The organism is Micromonospora sp. NPDC018662 (assembly GCF_044391475.1).
In the GTDB taxonomy this organism is placed as follows: domain Bacteria; phylum Actinomycetota; class Actinomycetes; order Mycobacteriales; family Micromonosporaceae; genus Micromonospora.
In genome coordinates, this window is sequence record NZ_JBISAC010000005.1 from 90,577 (window position 1) to 105,002 (window position 14,426).

Below are 14,426 nucleotides of genomic sequence, written 5' to 3' on the forward strand. Positions count from 1 at the left end.
ACGGCCCCCCCCCCCCCCCCCCCCCCCCCCCCCCCCCCCCCCCCCCCCCCCCCCCGCCCCGGGGCGCCCCCCCCGCCCCCGCCGCCCCCCCCGCCCCCCCCCCCCCCCCCCCCCCCCCGACTCCCCGACCCCCGTCGCCGCGTCCACGGGGTCGGGCCCGGTGTGGCTCAGGCGGCCGGGTGCCGGAGGCGGCGCCCGACCGCGATGACCTTGACCCGTTGCCGGCCGGCCCGCACCATGCCCAGCGCCATGAACGCGCCGGCGATCCGGTCGGCCGCCTCCCGGCTGCTGGCGCCGACGACCTGCCGGCGTCGTTCGGGGCTGGTCCGTTCGTCGCGCCAGGGGCCGTCGGCCGGGCGCACGTCGGTGAGGACCACGAGGAACCGGGTCATTCCCGGCCACCCCCGTCCACCGGGCGACAGGCCGTCACCGTCATCGCGAACCCCTCCCCGTCTGGCGGACCGGGCACGGGCACGCGGCGATCGGGTTGTGGGGGAGTAAAACCCGATCGCCGCGCGCCCCATCCCCTCCGGTCGCTCACCACCACCGTCGCCACGACAACCGGCGGTGAGGACGCCATCACAGATTGACAGGTGGACAGGCGTGAATGCAACTCTCATCGGCTTTCTCTCATGCCCATCTTCCCACCGGATGTGCGACCATCGATGCATGGCGCCGAAGACCGCCCGAGCCCGACGGCTCGGCATCGCCCTGCGAACCCACCGGGAGGCCGCCGGCCTCACGCTGGAGACCGCGGCCGACGAGATCAACAGCACCCGCAGCACGCTGTCCCGCTACGAGAACGCCCAGACGCTGATCAGCCCGGCCACCGTGCGCGCGCTGCTCATCAGCTACGGCGTGGGACCCGACGAGATCGCCGCAGCGGTCGAACTGGCCAAGGACGCCCGCAAGCCCGGCTGGTGGGTGTCCTACTCGTACCTGCTGGACCGGCGCACCATCGACTTCATCGCGCTGGAGGCCGAGGCCACCGGCATCGCGAACTTCGAACCGTCGGTGGTGCCGGGCCTGCTCCAGACCGCCGACTACATCCGCGCGGTGATGCGCGGCGGTCCGCACACGCTCAGCGACGAGCAGGTGGAGCAACGCGTCCACCTACGGCTGGACCGCCAGCAGCGGATCACCGGCGCGGAACCGCCGATCCTCGACGCCATCATCGACGAGGGCGCGCTGCTGCGTCCGGTCGGTGGCCCGGCGGTGACGGCCAGCCAGCTCCACCACCTGCTCAAGATGACCGAGCTGCCGAACATCACGGTGCAGGTGATCCCGCTCTCCGCCGGTTACCACCGGGGCACCCGGGGTTCCCTGCACATCCTGGAGTTCGCCGACCCCGAGGACCCGATCATCGCGTCGGTGGAGACCGTCGCCGGGCAGATGATCCTGGACCGGCCGGGCGACCTGCGTACCTGCACCAAGATCATGGAGCACCTGCGGACCGTGGCGCTGAGCCCCGCGGCCAGTCGGGACCAGTTGCTCCGCCTGCTGAACGAGAGGTGACCGCATGAACGGCACGAACCACAGCCACCCGACGCCGCCGCGGTGGCGCAAGAGCAGCCACAGCGGCGACGAGGGCGCCTGCGTGGAGATGGCGCCGCTGTCGGCGACGGTCGCGGTCCGCGACTCCAAGGACCCGACCGGCCCGGTGCTGGTCTTCCCGCCGGCCGCCTGGGCCGCCTTCACCGCCGCACCGCCACGCGCCTGACACGTCGCGCCGCGAGGTGTTAAGCGGGGCCCCCGCCTCTACCAAAGGCGTTAAGCGGGGGCCCCGCCTTGCACCGCCTCCAAGGCGGCGATGGCGACGCCTCGCGCGCCGGCCATGTCGCGGTCCGGGACCAGCGCGAAGGTCGCCACCGCGCGCTGCTCGTCGCGGAGCACCGTGTGCTCGGCGACCGTGGCGAGGAACCAGTCGCGGAACTCCGGCGCGGCCTCCACCACACCACCACCGACGAAGTACGCGTGCGGATCGGTGAAGTTGGCCGCGATGGTGAACAGCCGCCCCAGCGCCCGGGCCTGCTGGCCGAACACCTGCCGGGCCAACGGGTCGCCCCGCTCGCCGTGGTCGCGCAGCAGCTTCGCCGCCCGGCCGGGCTCCTCCGCCGCCAGCGGGTGCTCCGGGTGCCGGGCCAGCCAGTACGGCAACAGGTTGCGCCCGATGGCGGTGAGCGAGGCGACGCTCTCCGCGTCCCCGGCGAAGCCGCAGGCGCAGACCGGCACCGGCTGGCCCGGTTCGAGCAGCCCGTCCAGCGGGATGTGCACGTGGCCGAACTCGCCGGCCATGCCGGCCGCGCCGCCGACCACCCGGCCGCTCTCGACCACGCCCCCGCCGAGGCCGGTGCCGACGATAGCGGACACCGACGAGCGGGCCATCGCGTCCGCGCCGAAGTGCACGTGGTGCGCGTAGAGGGCGGCGGCGTTGCCGTCGTTGGCGTACACCACCGGCAGGTCGAGCCGCCGCTCCAGCGCGCCCCGCACGTCGTAGCCACGCCAGGCGGGCTGGGCGAAGTTGGTCGACCCGCGCGAGGAGATCACCCCGGTCGCGCTGGCCGGACCGGGCGTGTCCAGCCCGACCGCACGCACCAGCTCGCGGGGCACCCCGGTGTACGCGAGCACGCCGTCGAACGCCCGCGCGAGCGCCTCGATGGCCGCCTCCGGGCCGTCGCCCACCTCGCTCGGGATCTCCCGCAGCCCGTCGACCAGGAACCGGCCGTCGACGGTCAGCACGGTGGCGTTGTTGCTCGTGCCACCGTTGTCCAGCCCCACCACCACCGGCACCCCTGCGCTGCCCACCGCCACCGCCTCCCCGTCGAGCCTGAGCCGAGGTTAGTTCCCGCCGAGCCCACCCGCCATGCCGACGTCAGCCGGGACGCCGGCCGGTCACGGCGGTGGCCTCCCACTCCTCGTTGCGCACCACTGTCGGGTCCAGCCCGGCGGCGGTGAACACGGCGCAGAGCGCCGGCGCCTGCTCCTCGCTCACCTCGACCGCGAGGTGCCCGCCCGGGGCCAGCCACTCGGCCGCGCCGGTGGCCACCCGGCGCAGCACCGCCAACCCGTCCGCGCCGCCGTCCAGCGCCACCGGCGCCTCGTGCAACCGCGCCTCGGCCGGCAGCATCGCCACCGCGCCGGTCGGCACGTACGGCGCGTTCGCCACCACCAGGTCCAGCCGGCCGCGCCAGCGCGCCGGCACCGGCTCGAACAGGTCACCGGCGTAGACCGGCACGCCCAGCGGGTCGAGGTTGCGCCGGGCGCAGGCCACCGCCACCGGGTCGACGTCGGCGGCGCCCAGCCAGCGCGGCGCCAGCCGGTCGTGCAGCACCACGGCGGCGGCGCCGGAGCCGCAGCACAGGTCGAGCACCGCCGGCGCCGGCCCGGCCACCGCCACGGCGGCGTCGACGAGCAGCGCGGTACGCCCACGGGGCACGAACACGCCGGGGTGGACGGCGACCCGCCGGCCGCAGAACTCGGCCCAGCCGAGCAGATGCTCCAGCGGCAGGCCGGCGACGCGGCGGTCGGCCAGGCGGGTCAGCGCCTCGGCCGAGTCGGCGGCGGCGATCAGGAGATCCGCCTCGTCCTCGGCGAAGACGCAACCGGCGGCGCGCAGCCGGCGGACGAGGGCGGGACGGTCGGGGGTGAACACGGTGGATGCCATGGCAAGCCTTTCGGGGAACGCTCGTCGGCGCCCCCGGCGTCGCCTCAGCCCCGGGGCGACACGGACTCGGAGGGAGCGCCGGTCCTCTGCTGGTGGATCGGACTCACCTCCTCGGTGTCGGGGCCGCACGGGCCGTGGCTGCCGTCACGATAGCCCAGCGGCCGACCCGCCGTCAGCCCGCCGCGGCGCCCGGCGCCTCAGCGCGCGGCCGCGTCCAGCGCCGCTGCCACGTCGGCGGCCAGGTCGGCGGCGTCCTCAATGCCGCAGGAGAGCCGGACGAAGCCGGGCGCGGTGTCGTCACCCCACTGGGCCCGCCGGTCGGCGGTGGTGTGCAGCCCGCCGAACGAGGTGGCGGCGGCCACCAGGCGGGACGCGTCGAGGAACCGGGCGACCCGGTCGGCGTCGCCCAGGTCGAAGGAGAGCACGCCCGGGATGCGCCGCATCTGCGTCGACGCCACCCGGTACGCCGGGTCCGCCGGCCGGCCGGGCCAGCGCAGGCCGGTCACGTCCGGGCGGCCGGCGAGCAGCTCGGCCAGCGCCCCGGCGTTGGCGGTCTGCCGGGCCAGCCGCAGGTCGACGGTGGCCAGCGAGCGGTGCGCCAGCCAGCAGTCGAACGCGCCGGGCACCCCGCCGGTGGTGGTGCGCCAGCCGGTCACCGCGTCGCGCAGCGCGGCGTCGCGCGTCGCCACGTAGCCGAGCAGCAGGTCCGAGTGGCCGGTGAGTGCCTTGGTGCCGGAGGCGACCACCACGTCCGCGCCGAGGTCCAGCGGGCGCTGCCCGAGCGGCGTCGCGGTGGTGTTGTCCACCGCCAGCAGCGCGCCCGCGGCGTGCGCCGCCGCGGCCAGCGCCGACACGTCGGCCACGTCGAGGCCGGGGTTCGCCGGCGTCTCCAGCAGCACCAGCCGCACGCCCTCGAACGACGGGTACGGCCCGGCGGTCGGCACGAGGACGACGCGGACCCCGATCCGGTCCAGCGTCTCGGTGGCGAACGCGCGCACCGGGAAGTAGCCGTCGGCGGGGAGCAGCACCGTGTCGCCGGGGCGCAGCACGGCCAGCAGCAGCCCGGTGATGGCCGCCTGGCCGCTGGCGAAGGCCCGGCAGTCACCGCCCTCCAGCTCGCCGATCGCCGCCTCCAGGAGCCGGCGGGTGGGATTGTCCGGCCGCCCGTACCCGTCGGCCGCCGCCGCCGGCCCGCGCCACGGGTCCAGGTGGTACGGCGCGGCGAACACCGGGCCGGGCAGGAACGGCTGGCCGGGTACGGCGTCCGGCAGCCCGGCGCGCACGCTGCGGGTGCCGTCCCCCCAGTCACCGCTCACTCGTACGACTCCGGCTTGGCGGTGCGGCTCATCAACGCGTCCACGGCCAGGCGGGGGTCCATCCCCTCGTGGCAGATCCGCTCGATCTGCTCGGTGATCGGCATCTCCACCCCATGTGCCCGGGCCAGGTCGCGGATGGCCAGGCAGCTCTTCACGCCCTCGGCGGTCTGCCGGGTGGCCGCCTGGGCCTGCTCCAGCGTCTCGCCCCGGCCCAGGTGCTCGCCGAACGTGCGGTTGCGGGCCAGCGGCGACGAGCAGGAGGCGACCAGGTCGCCCATGCCGGCCAGCCCGGCGAAGGTGATCGGGTCGGCGCCGAGCGCCACCCCGAGGCGGGCGGTCTCGGCCAGGCCACGGGTCATCAGCATGGCGCGGGTGTTGTCGCCGAAGCCCATCGCGGTGGCGATGCCGTACGACAGCGCGATCACGTTCTTCACCGCCCCGCCCAGCTCGCAGCCGATCACGTCGTCGTTGGTGTAGGGGCGGAAGTAGGGCGTCCGGATCGACGCCTGGACCAGCGCCGTACGCCGGCTGTCGGTGCCGGCGACCACGGTGGCGGCGGGCTGCTCGGCGGCGATCTCGGGGGCCAGGTTGGGCCCGGAGACGACGACCACCCGGTCGGCCGGCACCCCGACCGTCTCCATGATCACTTGACTCATCCGCTTGGTGGTGCCCAGCTCGATGCCCTTCATCAGGGACACCAGCGTGGCGTCGGGGGCCAGGTGCGGCGTCCACTCGGCGAGGTTGCCGCGCAGCGTCTGCGACGGCACCGAGAGCACCACCACCTCGGCCCCCTCGATCGCCTCGGCGGCGTCGCCGGTGGCGGTGACCCGCTCGGGCAGGCGCACGTCCGGCAGGTACTCCGGGTTGTGCCGCCCGTCGCGGATCGCCTCGGCCACCGCGCGCCGGCGGGCCAGCACCGTCACGTCCCGCCCGGCGTCGGCGAGGATCTTGGCGAACGCGGTCCCCCAGGAGCCGGCGCCCAGCACCGCGACGTGCCCGCTCATTCGGAGACCTCCGACGTGCCGGTGCGGGCCGGCCGCTCCCACAGCGGCGGCGGCGTGCCGCCGCGGATCTCGGCGACCAGGTCCCGGATCCGCAGCATGATGGTGTCCGTCATCTCCTCCAGGATCGGCCGGGTCGGCGTGGCGCCCGCCCACCGGCCCAGGTCGACCGGCGGCCCGGCGACCACCGTCACCGGGATCCGCGGGCGCAGCCCGAACCGGGCCGTACGCGGGTCGAACATCCGCTCCGGGCCGACCATCGCCACCGGGATCACCGGGGCGCCGGTGGCCAGCGCCAGCCGGGCCGCGCCGGTCTTGCCCCGCATCGGCCACAGCTCCGGCTCCCGGGTGGTGGTCCCCTCCGGGTAGATCACCACGGCGCCTCCCTCGTCCAGCGCGGCGATCAGCTTGTCCAGCGACTTGACCGCCTCGATGCTGCCCCGCTCGACCGGGATCTGCTTGCAGCGGTGCAGGATCCAGCCGATCACCGGCACCCGGAACACGCTGGCCTTGCCGAGGAACTGCGGCCAGCGCCCGGCGTCGTAGATGAAGTGCGCGGAGACCAGCGGGTCGGCGTGCGAGATGTGGTTGGGCACGATGATGATGCCGCCGTCGCCCCGCAGGTGCTCCATGCCCCGCCAGGTGCGCCGGGTCCAGACGGTCAACACCGGCTTCACCAGCACCACGGCGAACCGTCGCCAGAATCCCAGCCTCCGCGGTGCCACAGTGCCTCCTCGTTCCGCCCCACGCGCCCCGGGGAAGAATCATGCCTGCTCGCCCCCGGTCCGGCCAGTGAGGGTACCGCCGGGGTCGCTGGCAGGATGGTCGGTGTGTCTGAGCCCCGCTGGACCGTGGTGACGCCGGTGAAGCGCCTCGGGGTGGCGAAGAGCCGCCTGCGGGGCGCGCTGCCCGGCGTACCCCATGAGGAGCTGGCGCTGGCCCTGGCGGCCGACACGGTGCGCGCGGCGCTGGCGTGCCCGGCGGTCGGGCGGGTGCTGGTGGTCACCGACGACCCGCGGGTGACCGCGACCGTGACCGCGGCGGGCGCCCGGGTCGCGGCCGACCCCGCCGGTGGCCTCAACGCCGCCTTCCGGCACGGCGCGGCGGTGGCCGGGCCGGGCGCCGCGGTGGCCGCCCTCACCGCGGACCTGCCGGCGCTGCGCCCGGCCGAGCTGGCCGCGGCGCTGCGCGCGGCCGAGGGGGTACGCGGGTTCGTCGCCGACGCCCCGGGCGCCGGCACGGTGCTGCTGGCCACGCCGCCCGGGGTGCCGCTGGCGCCGGAGTTCGGGCCCGGTTCGGCCGGCGCGCACGCGGCGAGCGGCGCGCTGCCGCTGGCCGGCGACTGGCCCGGCCTGCGGCGCGACGTGGACACCGCGCTCGACCTGGCCACCGCCGCCGGGCTGGGCGTGGGGCCGCGCACCGAGGCGCTGCTGGACCGCGCCGGCGACCCGGTCCGGTACGGTGCTGGCATGCAGGGCACGGTGGCCACCTACGACGCGTCGACGCGCAGCGGCGTGCTGCTGCTCGACGACGGCAGCGAGCTGGCGTTCCCGGCCCGCGCCTTCGACGCCTCCGGGCTGCGGCTGCTGCGGCTCGGGCAGCGGGTGCGCGTCGAGCGGGACGCGGCCGGCGAGGTCACCCGGGTGACGTTGCCGACGATGGCCTGAACAACCTGGTCGAGTTCATTTTCCGTTCACCCTCGTCAGGGAATCATGGGGTGGTGAGCACCCCTCGCGAGCAACCCGACGGTCCGCCGCCCCTCATCGAGCCCGGCACGCCCCGCAACGGCCGCCCGACGCGCGGCGCGGACGGGCGGTTCCGGCCGACCCGGCCGCCCGAGGAGCGCCTCGGGGCCGACCCGGACGCGGCCGCCGCGACCGGGCTGGACGAGCCGCTCGACCCGGTCGAGGGGCCCGGCCCGGTCGCCGGGGCCGACCCGGAGGACGCGCCACCGACCGCGGAGCCGCTGCCGGAGGACCGCTTCCTCAACCGCGAGTTGTCCTGGCTCGACTTCAACGCCCGGGTGCTCGCGCTCGCCGAGGACCCCCGGACGCCGCTGCTGGAGCGGGCGAAGTTCCTGGCCATCTTCGCCGGCAACCTCGATGAGTTCTACATGGTGCGGGTGGCCGGGCTGAAGCGCCGGCTCTCCGCCGGCCTGCCGGTACGCGGCGGCGACCGGCTGCCGCTGCGCACCCAGCTCGACCTGATCACGGAGAAGGCCGCCGACCTGGTCGCCCGGCACGCCGCCTGCTTCGTCAACGACGTGCTCCCCCGGCTCGCCGAGTCCGACATCCGCATCCTGCGCTGGAGCGAGCTGGACGACGCCGAGCGGGAGCGGCTGCGCACCTGGTTCCGGGAGCACATCTTCCCGGTGCTCACCCCGCTGGCGGTCGACCCGGCGCACCCGTTCCCCTACATCTCCGGCCGGTCGCTGAACCTGGCCGTCTCGGTGCGCGACCCGGACGGCGGCTCCGAGTTGTTCGCCCGGGTCAAGGTGCCGAACAACGTGCCCCGGTTCGTCCGGGTCGCCCGGGACCGGCCCGGCGTCCGCTTCCTGCCGGTGGAGGACCTCATCGCCGTCCACCTGGGCCAGCTCTTCTCCGGCATGCAGGTGGTCGAGTGCCACCTGTTCCGGGTGACCCGCAACGCCGAGGTGGAGGTCGACGAGGACCGCGACGAGGACCTGCTCCAGGCGTTGGAGCGGGAGCTGGCCCGGCGCCGGTTCGGCCCGCCGGTACGGCTGGAGGTGGCCGCCTCCATCTCCGACCACATGCTGGAGCTGCTCGTCCGCGAGCTGGACATGGACGACCACGACGTGCTGCGGGTCCGCGGCCTGGTCGACCTCTCCGCGCTCTGGCAGGTGTACGGCGAGTCCGACCGCCCCGACCTCAAGGACAAGCCGTTCGTGCCGGCCACCCATCCCCGGCTGGCCGAGGGCGAGGTGCCGCGTAGCGTCTTCGCGACGTTGCGCGACGGCGACGTGCTGGTGCACCACCCCTACCACTCGTTCGCGACCAGCGTGCAGCGCTTCGTCGAGCAGGCCGCGGCCGATCCGAACGTGCTCGCCATCAAGCAGACGCTGTACCGCACCAGCGGCGACTCCCCGATCGTCGACGCGCTGGTCGACGCCGCCGCCGCCGGCAAGCAGGTGGTGGTGCTGGTCGAGGTGAAGGCGCGCTTCGACGAGGTGGCCAACATCGGCTGGGCCCGCACGTTGGAACGGGCCGGCTGCCACGTGGTCTACGGCCTGGTCGGGCTGAAGACGCACTGCAAGACCGCGCTGGTGGTGCGGCAGGAGGGCAACCAGATCCGGCGCTACTGCCACATCGGCACCGGCAACTACCACCCGAAGACGGCCCGGCTCTACGAGGACTTCGGCATGCTCACCGCCGACCCGGAGATCGGCGCCGACCTGACCGACCTGTTCAACGTGCTCACCGGCTACAGCCGGCAGACGGCGTTCCGGCGGCTGCTGGTGGCGCCGCAGGGCATCCGCAGCGGCCTGGTCGAACGGATCGAGCGGGAGATCGAGCACGTCCGGCTGGGCATGCCGGGGCTGGTGCAGTTCAAGGTGAACGCGCTCGTCGACGAGGAGATCACCGACGCGCTCTACCGGGCCTCCCGCGCCGGCGTGCACGTGGACCTGCTGATCCGGGGCATGTGCACGCTGCGGCCGGGCGTGCCGGGGCTGTCGGAGAACATCCGGGTCCGGTCGATCCTCGGCCGGTTCCTGGAGCACTCGCGCATCTTCCGGTTCGGCAACAACGGCGACGCGGAGTTCTGGATGGGCTCGGCCGACCTGATGCACCGCAACCTGGACCGCCGGGTGGAGGCGCTGGTGCAGGTGAGCGACCCGGTCGCCCGGGCCGAGCTGGACCACGTGCTGGCCGCCGCGTTCGATCCCGAGGTGGACGCGTTCGAGCTGGCCGCGGACGGCACCTGGCACCGGCGTACCGGCGACGGCGACACGCCGCCGACCCATCTCCAGGACCTGTTGTTGCGTCGGGTCGGCGGGCGGGCGGACTGAGCGGGCCGTGGCACGCGGCGGGCGGGCATACGGTGGGCGGATGAACGACGACGAGCCGGTACGGATCCGGGCGGCCGGCGGGGTCGTCTGGCGGCCGGGGCCGGCCGGCGTGGAGATCTGCCTGGTGCACCGCCCCCGGTACGGCGACTGGTCGCTGCCGAAGGGCAAGCTGGACGCCGGTGAGCACCCGTTGGTGGCCGCCGTCCGGGAGGTGGCCGAGGAGACCGACGTGCGGGCGGTGCCGCAGGTGCGCCTGCCCACGGTCCGCTACCGCAGCGAGGGTCGCGCCAAGGCGGTCGACTGGTGGTCGATGCGGGCCGTCGGCAGCGGCGGTTTCCAGCCGGGCACCGAGGTGGACGACGTGGCCTGGTTCCCGGTCGACGCGGCGGCCCGCCGGGTCAGCTACCCGCACGACGCGGAGGTGATCGCCGCGTTCGCGGCGCTGCCGCCGGTCACCGCGACCGTGCTGCTGGTCCGGCACGCGCACGCCGGCAAGCGGGGCACCTGGTCCGGCCCGGACACCGGCCGGCCGCTGGACGCCGAGGGCCGGGCCCAGGCGCGGGCGCTGGTCCCCCTGGTGGCGCTGGTCCGGCCGGCCCGCCTGCTCTCCGCCTCGGCCCGCCGGTGCGTGCAGACGCTGGATCCGGCAGCGGCCCGGCTGGACCTGCCGATCGAGGTCTGCGGCGACCTGGACGAGCCGAAGCCGGCCCAGCAGCCCGAGGAGTGCGCGCTGGCCGCCGCCGCGCGGCTGGGCGCGCTGGCCGCCGTCGGCGAGCCGGTCGCGGTGTGCAGCCAGGGCAAGGTGATCCCGGGCGCGCTGGAACGTCTCACCGGCCACGCCGACGACTTCACCACCGCCAAGGGCGGCGGCTGGCTGCTCCCCTTCGCCGGCGACCGCCTCCTGCCCCCCGACCGGTTGTAAGGCGGGGGCCCCGCTTAACGCTTTCGGTAGAGGCGGGGGCCCCGCTTAACACCGCGGTGTTAAGCGGGGCCCCCGCCTAACCGGTGGGCGGCGGCTCAGGGCAGCGCGACGGTGACGCGTACCGGGAGGTGGTCGCTGGCCTCGGTACGCGGGGCGCGCGCCTCGGCGGCGGTCAGGCCCGGCGAGACGAAGACGTGGTCGATCTCGGTGCGCGGATCGTCGGCCGGGCTGGTCCGCAGCGGCCGGGCCGCGGCCAGCGCGTCCACCAGCCCGGCGCGGAGGAACTCGGCGAACGCCGGGTCGTCCGGCTCGGTGTTCAGGTCGCCGCCGAGCACCAGCGGGCGGCCGGCCGCGTACCCGCGGGCGAACGCGGCCGCCTCGCGGGCCTGCTCCACCGGGTCCCGGCCGGGTGGCGGTTGCAGGTGGGTGACGACCACGGCCAGGTCCCGGCCGCCGAGGTCGAGCGTGACGCCGAGGGCCTGCGCGCCGGTCGGCGCGCCGTGCGCGGCCAGCGGCCGGGTCCGGCCGGAGCGCGCCGGGAACCGGCTGAGCACCGCGTCGCCCCAGACCGGGTCGGCGGCGGGCGCGAAGACGTACGGCATCCGCAGCCGCGCCGCCAGCAGCGCCAACGTGTCGTGGCCGCCGTTGAGCCACCAGCCCCGGTCGACCTCGCTGAGCAGCACCACGTCCGCCCCGCGCAACGCCCGGGCGGCCGCGTCGAGGTCGAGCCGGCCGTCCAGCCCGAAGCCCATCCGGATGTTGTAGGCGGCCACCCGTACCGTCGCGGGCGCGACGCCGGGTCGCGAGGTGGACGGCGGTGTGCGGTGGAACGCGGGCCCGAGCGCGGTCGACAGCACCAGCACCAGCACGCTCCACCGTCGGACCCGTCCGGGCAGCTCCGACGGGGACCAGGACGGCCCGGCAAGCGCCACCAGAGCGACCAGGACCGCCGTGCCGACCGGCACCCATCCGTTGGGGTACCCCAGGTCGTAGGCGGCGTAGTAGGCGACCGTGGCCGCCGCGAAGACCACCATCCCGACGACCGCCGCCCGGCCGCGCCGGGCCGCCGCCCGCCCGTCCGGGACGTCGCCGTCCGGCGGGGCCGTGTCGGTACGGGCCAGGCAGCCGCCGAGCCCGGCGGCGGTGAGCAGGTACGCCGGCACGAGCCACCCGGCCGCGAACAGCACCGCCCCGGCGAGCAGCGCGACCGGCCAGAGCACCCGGGCCGCCCGGGTCGGGGGCCGGAACAGCGCGGCCAGCAGGAACAGCGCGACCGCCGACGCGCCCCACGGTGCGACGCCGCCGGACGCGCGGAACAGGCCGGGGAAGCCGGCCGCGCCGGCGCCCGAGGAGGCCGCCCACACCGCCGGGGCGAGCGCGATCTGGTTGGCCAGCAGCAGTGCCGGGCCGCAGAGCAGCCATGCCCGGCGCCCGCCCGCCGACGCCGGCGGACTCCCCTGTCTCCCCGCCCAGACCTCGGCGGCCAGGAACGCCAGCACCAGCAGGACGCTCAGGGTCCAGCCGAGCGCGCCGCCGCGCCAGACGAGGTCCTCGGTGCCGAGCAGCGCGTGCCCGACGGCGGCGCCGGCCAGGCCGAGCGCCAGCCCGGGCACCGGCCGGTCGACCCGGGCGGCGGTGGCGGCGAGCCAGGTGAGGCCGGCGAGCAGGCCGGCGCAGGCGAGCCAGAGCTGGGCGCTGCCACCGGGTGCGGCGGTGAGCGCCAGCCGGACGGCGGCGAGCACACCGGCCGCGGCGAGGCCGACCGGGCGGGCGCCGAGCCGGCGGACCAGGGTGGGCGCGGCCAACGCGAGCAGGAACCAGCCGAGCGCGAACGCGCCGAGCAGTTCCGCCGGTGTCTCGGCGGCGCGGCCGAACAGCGTGATGACCGACGGGAGCCAGACCCGCAGGACGTCCAGGAAGACCGCGACGCCCAGGGCGAGCGCGAGGGTGGGGAGGTGACGGTGCCGCACGGGCGCCTCTTCTCGTGACCGAGGGGGTTTCGGCACGGCGATTCTGCGGGCCGGTGCGGCGGGCGGTCAACGCGTACCCACGAACGAGGGCGCCCACCGCGAACGGTGGGCGCCCTCGGTCGGGCCGTCCGGTCAGCGCCGGGTGGCGGCCTTCTTGGCCGGTGCCTTCTTCGCGGGCGCCTTCTTCGCCGCCGTGGTCTTCTTGGCCGTGGCGGACTTCGCCGCGGTCGTCTTCTTGGCGGCGGGTGCCTTCTTCGCCGTGGCGGACTTCGCCGCGGTCGTCTTCTTGGCCGCCGTGGCCGTCTTGGTCGCGGCGGCCTTCTTCGCCGGCGCGGCCTTCTTGGTCGCGGCGGCCGTCTTGGTGGCCTTCGCCGCCGTGGTCTTCTTCGCGGCCCCGGTGGTGGTCTTCGCCGCCGTGGTCTTCTTCGCCGCCGCCGTGGTCTTGGTGGCGGCGGTGGTCTTCTTCGCGGCGCTGGTGTCCTTCGGAACCTTGCCGCTGGCGACCATCTCCTTGAAGCCCGCACCCGCCCGGAAGGTCGGGACGGAGGTCTTCTTGACCTTCACCGCCTCGCCGGTCCGCGGGTTGCGCGCTGTTCGGGCCCCACGGACGCGCTTCTCGAACGCTCCGAAACCGGTGATCGCCACCTTCTCGCCCTTGGTGACCGCCGCCTGGACCTCAGCGAGAACCGCGTCGAGCGCGGCCGTCGCCGTCTTCCGGTCCCCCAGGCGAACGGCGAGCGCCTCGATGAGCTCGGCCTTGTTCACGACTTCCTCCCGATTGTGCAACTGACTCGACGCGAGCCATTCTGCGCGCACCGTATGCCCTGCGCTGCCTGGACACAAACATTCGGTGGAAAAAAGCCCTTGTGTCGTAACGGATTCGCCCCCACCGGCCGGGCCGGTGGGGGCGAAAAGGGGTCCGGGGTCAGGCGATCGAGGGCAGGAACGCCGGCCGGGCGGCCTCGTACGCCCCGATCTCGGCCTCGTGGCGGAGGGTGAGTCCAATGTCGTCCAAGCCCTCCATCAGCCGCCACCGGCTGTGGTCGTCCAGCGGGAAGGCCCAGGTGGCGTGCCCGGCGTGGACCTCACGGGCGGCGAGGTCGACAGTGATGGCAGTGGTGGGCTCGGATTCCACCAGATCCCACAGTTCCTCGACGGCCTTCAATTCCAACTCCACCGGAAGGAGACCTTCCTTGAGCGCGTTGCCCCGGAAGATGTCACCGAAGCGGGGCGAGATCACCGCCCGGAAGCCCCAGTCCCGGAGCGCCCAGACGGCGTGCTCGCGGGACGAGCCGGTGCCGAACTCGGGGCCGGCGACAAGAATCGACGCGCCCGCGTAGGCGGGGTTGTTGAGCACGAATGACGGGTCCTCCCGCCACGCGCTGAAGAGCCCGTCGGCGAAACCCGTCCGGGTCACCCGCTTGAGGTACACGGCGGGGATGATCTGGTCGGTGTCCACGTTGGACCGCCGCAGCGGCAACGCGGTACCGGTGTGTGCGGTGAACTTGTCCATCTCTCGGCTGCCC

General features: G+C 75.2%; 14 protein-coding genes and 1 pseudogene. 6 read left to right on the forward strand and 9 right to left on the reverse strand.

Annotated elements, in window-relative coordinates:
• Positions 1 to 167 precede the first annotated feature (167 nt).
• Complete coding sequence (locus tag ACH495_RS16965) at positions 168 to 392, reverse strand: hypothetical protein (protein WP_396858663.1); 225 nt, start codon at positions 390 to 392, stop codon at positions 168 to 170.
• Between the two features lie 277 nt (positions 393 to 669).
• On the opposite strand from ACH495_RS16965, the gene ACH495_RS16970 reads away from it, so the two are divergent.
• Together ACH495_RS16970 and ACH495_RS16975 are read left to right on the forward strand one after the other, a co-directional pair.
• On the forward strand, positions 670 to 1,515 hold the full coding sequence (locus tag ACH495_RS16970; RefSeq protein ID WP_396858664.1) for a helix-turn-helix domain-containing protein: 846 nt from the start codon (positions 670 to 672) through the stop codon (positions 1,513 to 1,515).
• Positions 1,516 to 1,519: 4 nt separating this feature from the next.
• Positions 1,520 to 1,720 (forward strand): DUF397 domain-containing protein, encoded by a 201-nt coding sequence (locus tag ACH495_RS16975; protein ID WP_396858665.1) that lies wholly within the window; start codon positions 1,520 to 1,522, stop codon positions 1,718 to 1,720.
• 50 nt (positions 1,721 to 1,770) lie between these two features.
• Here ACH495_RS16975 and ACH495_RS16980 read toward each other — a convergent pair whose 3' ends face one another.
• The 5 genes from ACH495_RS16980 to ACH495_RS17000 all read right to left on the reverse strand — a co-directional run bounded on the left by ACH495_RS16980 (position 1,771) and on the right by ACH495_RS17000 (position 6,706).
• Complete coding sequence (locus ACH495_RS16980) at positions 1,771 to 2,805, reverse strand: ROK family protein (protein ID WP_396858666.1); 1,035 nt, start codon at positions 2,803 to 2,805, stop codon at positions 1,771 to 1,773.
• A 67-nt stretch (positions 2,806 to 2,872) separates the two neighbouring features.
• On the reverse strand, positions 2,873 to 3,664 hold the full coding sequence (locus ACH495_RS16985; RefSeq protein WP_396858667.1) for a putative protein N(5)-glutamine methyltransferase: 792 nt from the start codon (positions 3,662 to 3,664) through the stop codon (positions 2,873 to 2,875).
• Between the two features lie 197 nt (positions 3,665 to 3,861).
• Positions 3,862 to 4,980: a cystathionine gamma-lyase gene (locus ACH495_RS16990; protein WP_396858668.1), complete on the reverse strand. Its 1,119-nt coding sequence runs from the start codon at positions 4,978 to 4,980 to the stop codon at positions 3,862 to 3,864.
• Complete coding sequence (locus ACH495_RS16995; protein WP_396858669.1) at positions 4,977 to 5,984, reverse strand: NAD(P)H-dependent glycerol-3-phosphate dehydrogenase; 1,008 nt, start codon at positions 5,982 to 5,984, stop codon at positions 4,977 to 4,979. Before ACH495_RS16995 ends, ACH495_RS16990 begins: the two co-directional genes overlap by 4 nt.
• Positions 5,981 to 6,706, reverse strand: a complete 726-nt coding sequence (locus ACH495_RS17000; protein WP_396858670.1) for a lysophospholipid acyltransferase family protein — start codon at positions 6,704 to 6,706, stop codon at positions 5,981 to 5,983. The genes ACH495_RS16995 and ACH495_RS17000 overlap by 4 nt, the downstream gene beginning before the upstream one ends.
• A gap of 96 nt (positions 6,707 to 6,802) precedes the next feature.
• Between ACH495_RS17000 and cofC the strand changes: the two are divergent.
• The 4 genes and pseudogenes from cofC to ACH495_RS17020 form a co-directional block, all read left to right on the forward strand.
• Positions 6,803 to 7,423 (forward strand): annotated as a pseudogene (gene cofC, locus ACH495_RS17005) (2-phospho-L-lactate guanylyltransferase); the annotation flags it as partial.
• A gap of 27 nt (positions 7,424 to 7,450) precedes the next feature.
• On the forward strand, positions 7,451 to 7,648 hold the full coding sequence (locus tag ACH495_RS17010) for a cold-shock protein (RefSeq protein ID WP_396858996.1): 198 nt from the start codon (positions 7,451 to 7,453) through the stop codon (positions 7,646 to 7,648).
• A gap of 53 nt (positions 7,649 to 7,701) precedes the next feature.
• Positions 7,702 to 10,008 carry an RNA degradosome polyphosphate kinase gene (locus tag ACH495_RS17015; RefSeq protein ID WP_396858671.1) on the forward strand — a complete coding sequence of 769 codons (2,307 nt, stop codon included), beginning with the start codon at positions 7,702 to 7,704 and terminating at the stop codon, positions 10,006 to 10,008.
• A gap of 40 nt (positions 10,009 to 10,048) precedes the next feature.
• Positions 10,049 to 10,930 (forward strand): NUDIX domain-containing protein, encoded by an 882-nt coding sequence (locus tag ACH495_RS17020; RefSeq protein ID WP_396858672.1) that lies wholly within the window; start codon positions 10,049 to 10,051, stop codon positions 10,928 to 10,930.
• A 95-nt stretch (positions 10,931 to 11,025) separates the two neighbouring features.
• On the opposite strand, the gene ACH495_RS17025 is transcribed toward ACH495_RS17020, so the two are convergent.
• The 3 genes from ACH495_RS17025 to leuD form a co-directional block, all read right to left on the reverse strand.
• Positions 11,026 to 12,900 (reverse strand): endonuclease/exonuclease/phosphatase family protein, encoded by a 1,875-nt coding sequence (locus ACH495_RS17025; RefSeq protein ID WP_396858673.1) that lies wholly within the window; start codon positions 12,898 to 12,900, stop codon positions 11,026 to 11,028.
• Between the two features lie 132 nt (positions 12,901 to 13,032).
• Positions 13,033 to 13,665: an HU family DNA-binding protein gene (locus ACH495_RS17030; RefSeq protein ID WP_396858674.1), complete on the reverse strand. Its 633-nt coding sequence runs from the start codon at positions 13,663 to 13,665 to the stop codon at positions 13,033 to 13,035.
• Positions 13,666 to 13,825: 160 nt separating this feature from the next.
• Positions 13,826 to 14,413 (reverse strand): 3-isopropylmalate dehydratase small subunit, encoded by a 588-nt coding sequence (leuD, locus tag ACH495_RS17035; RefSeq protein ID WP_396858675.1) that lies wholly within the window; start codon positions 14,411 to 14,413, stop codon positions 13,826 to 13,828.
• Positions 14,414 to 14,426 lie beyond the last annotated feature (13 nt).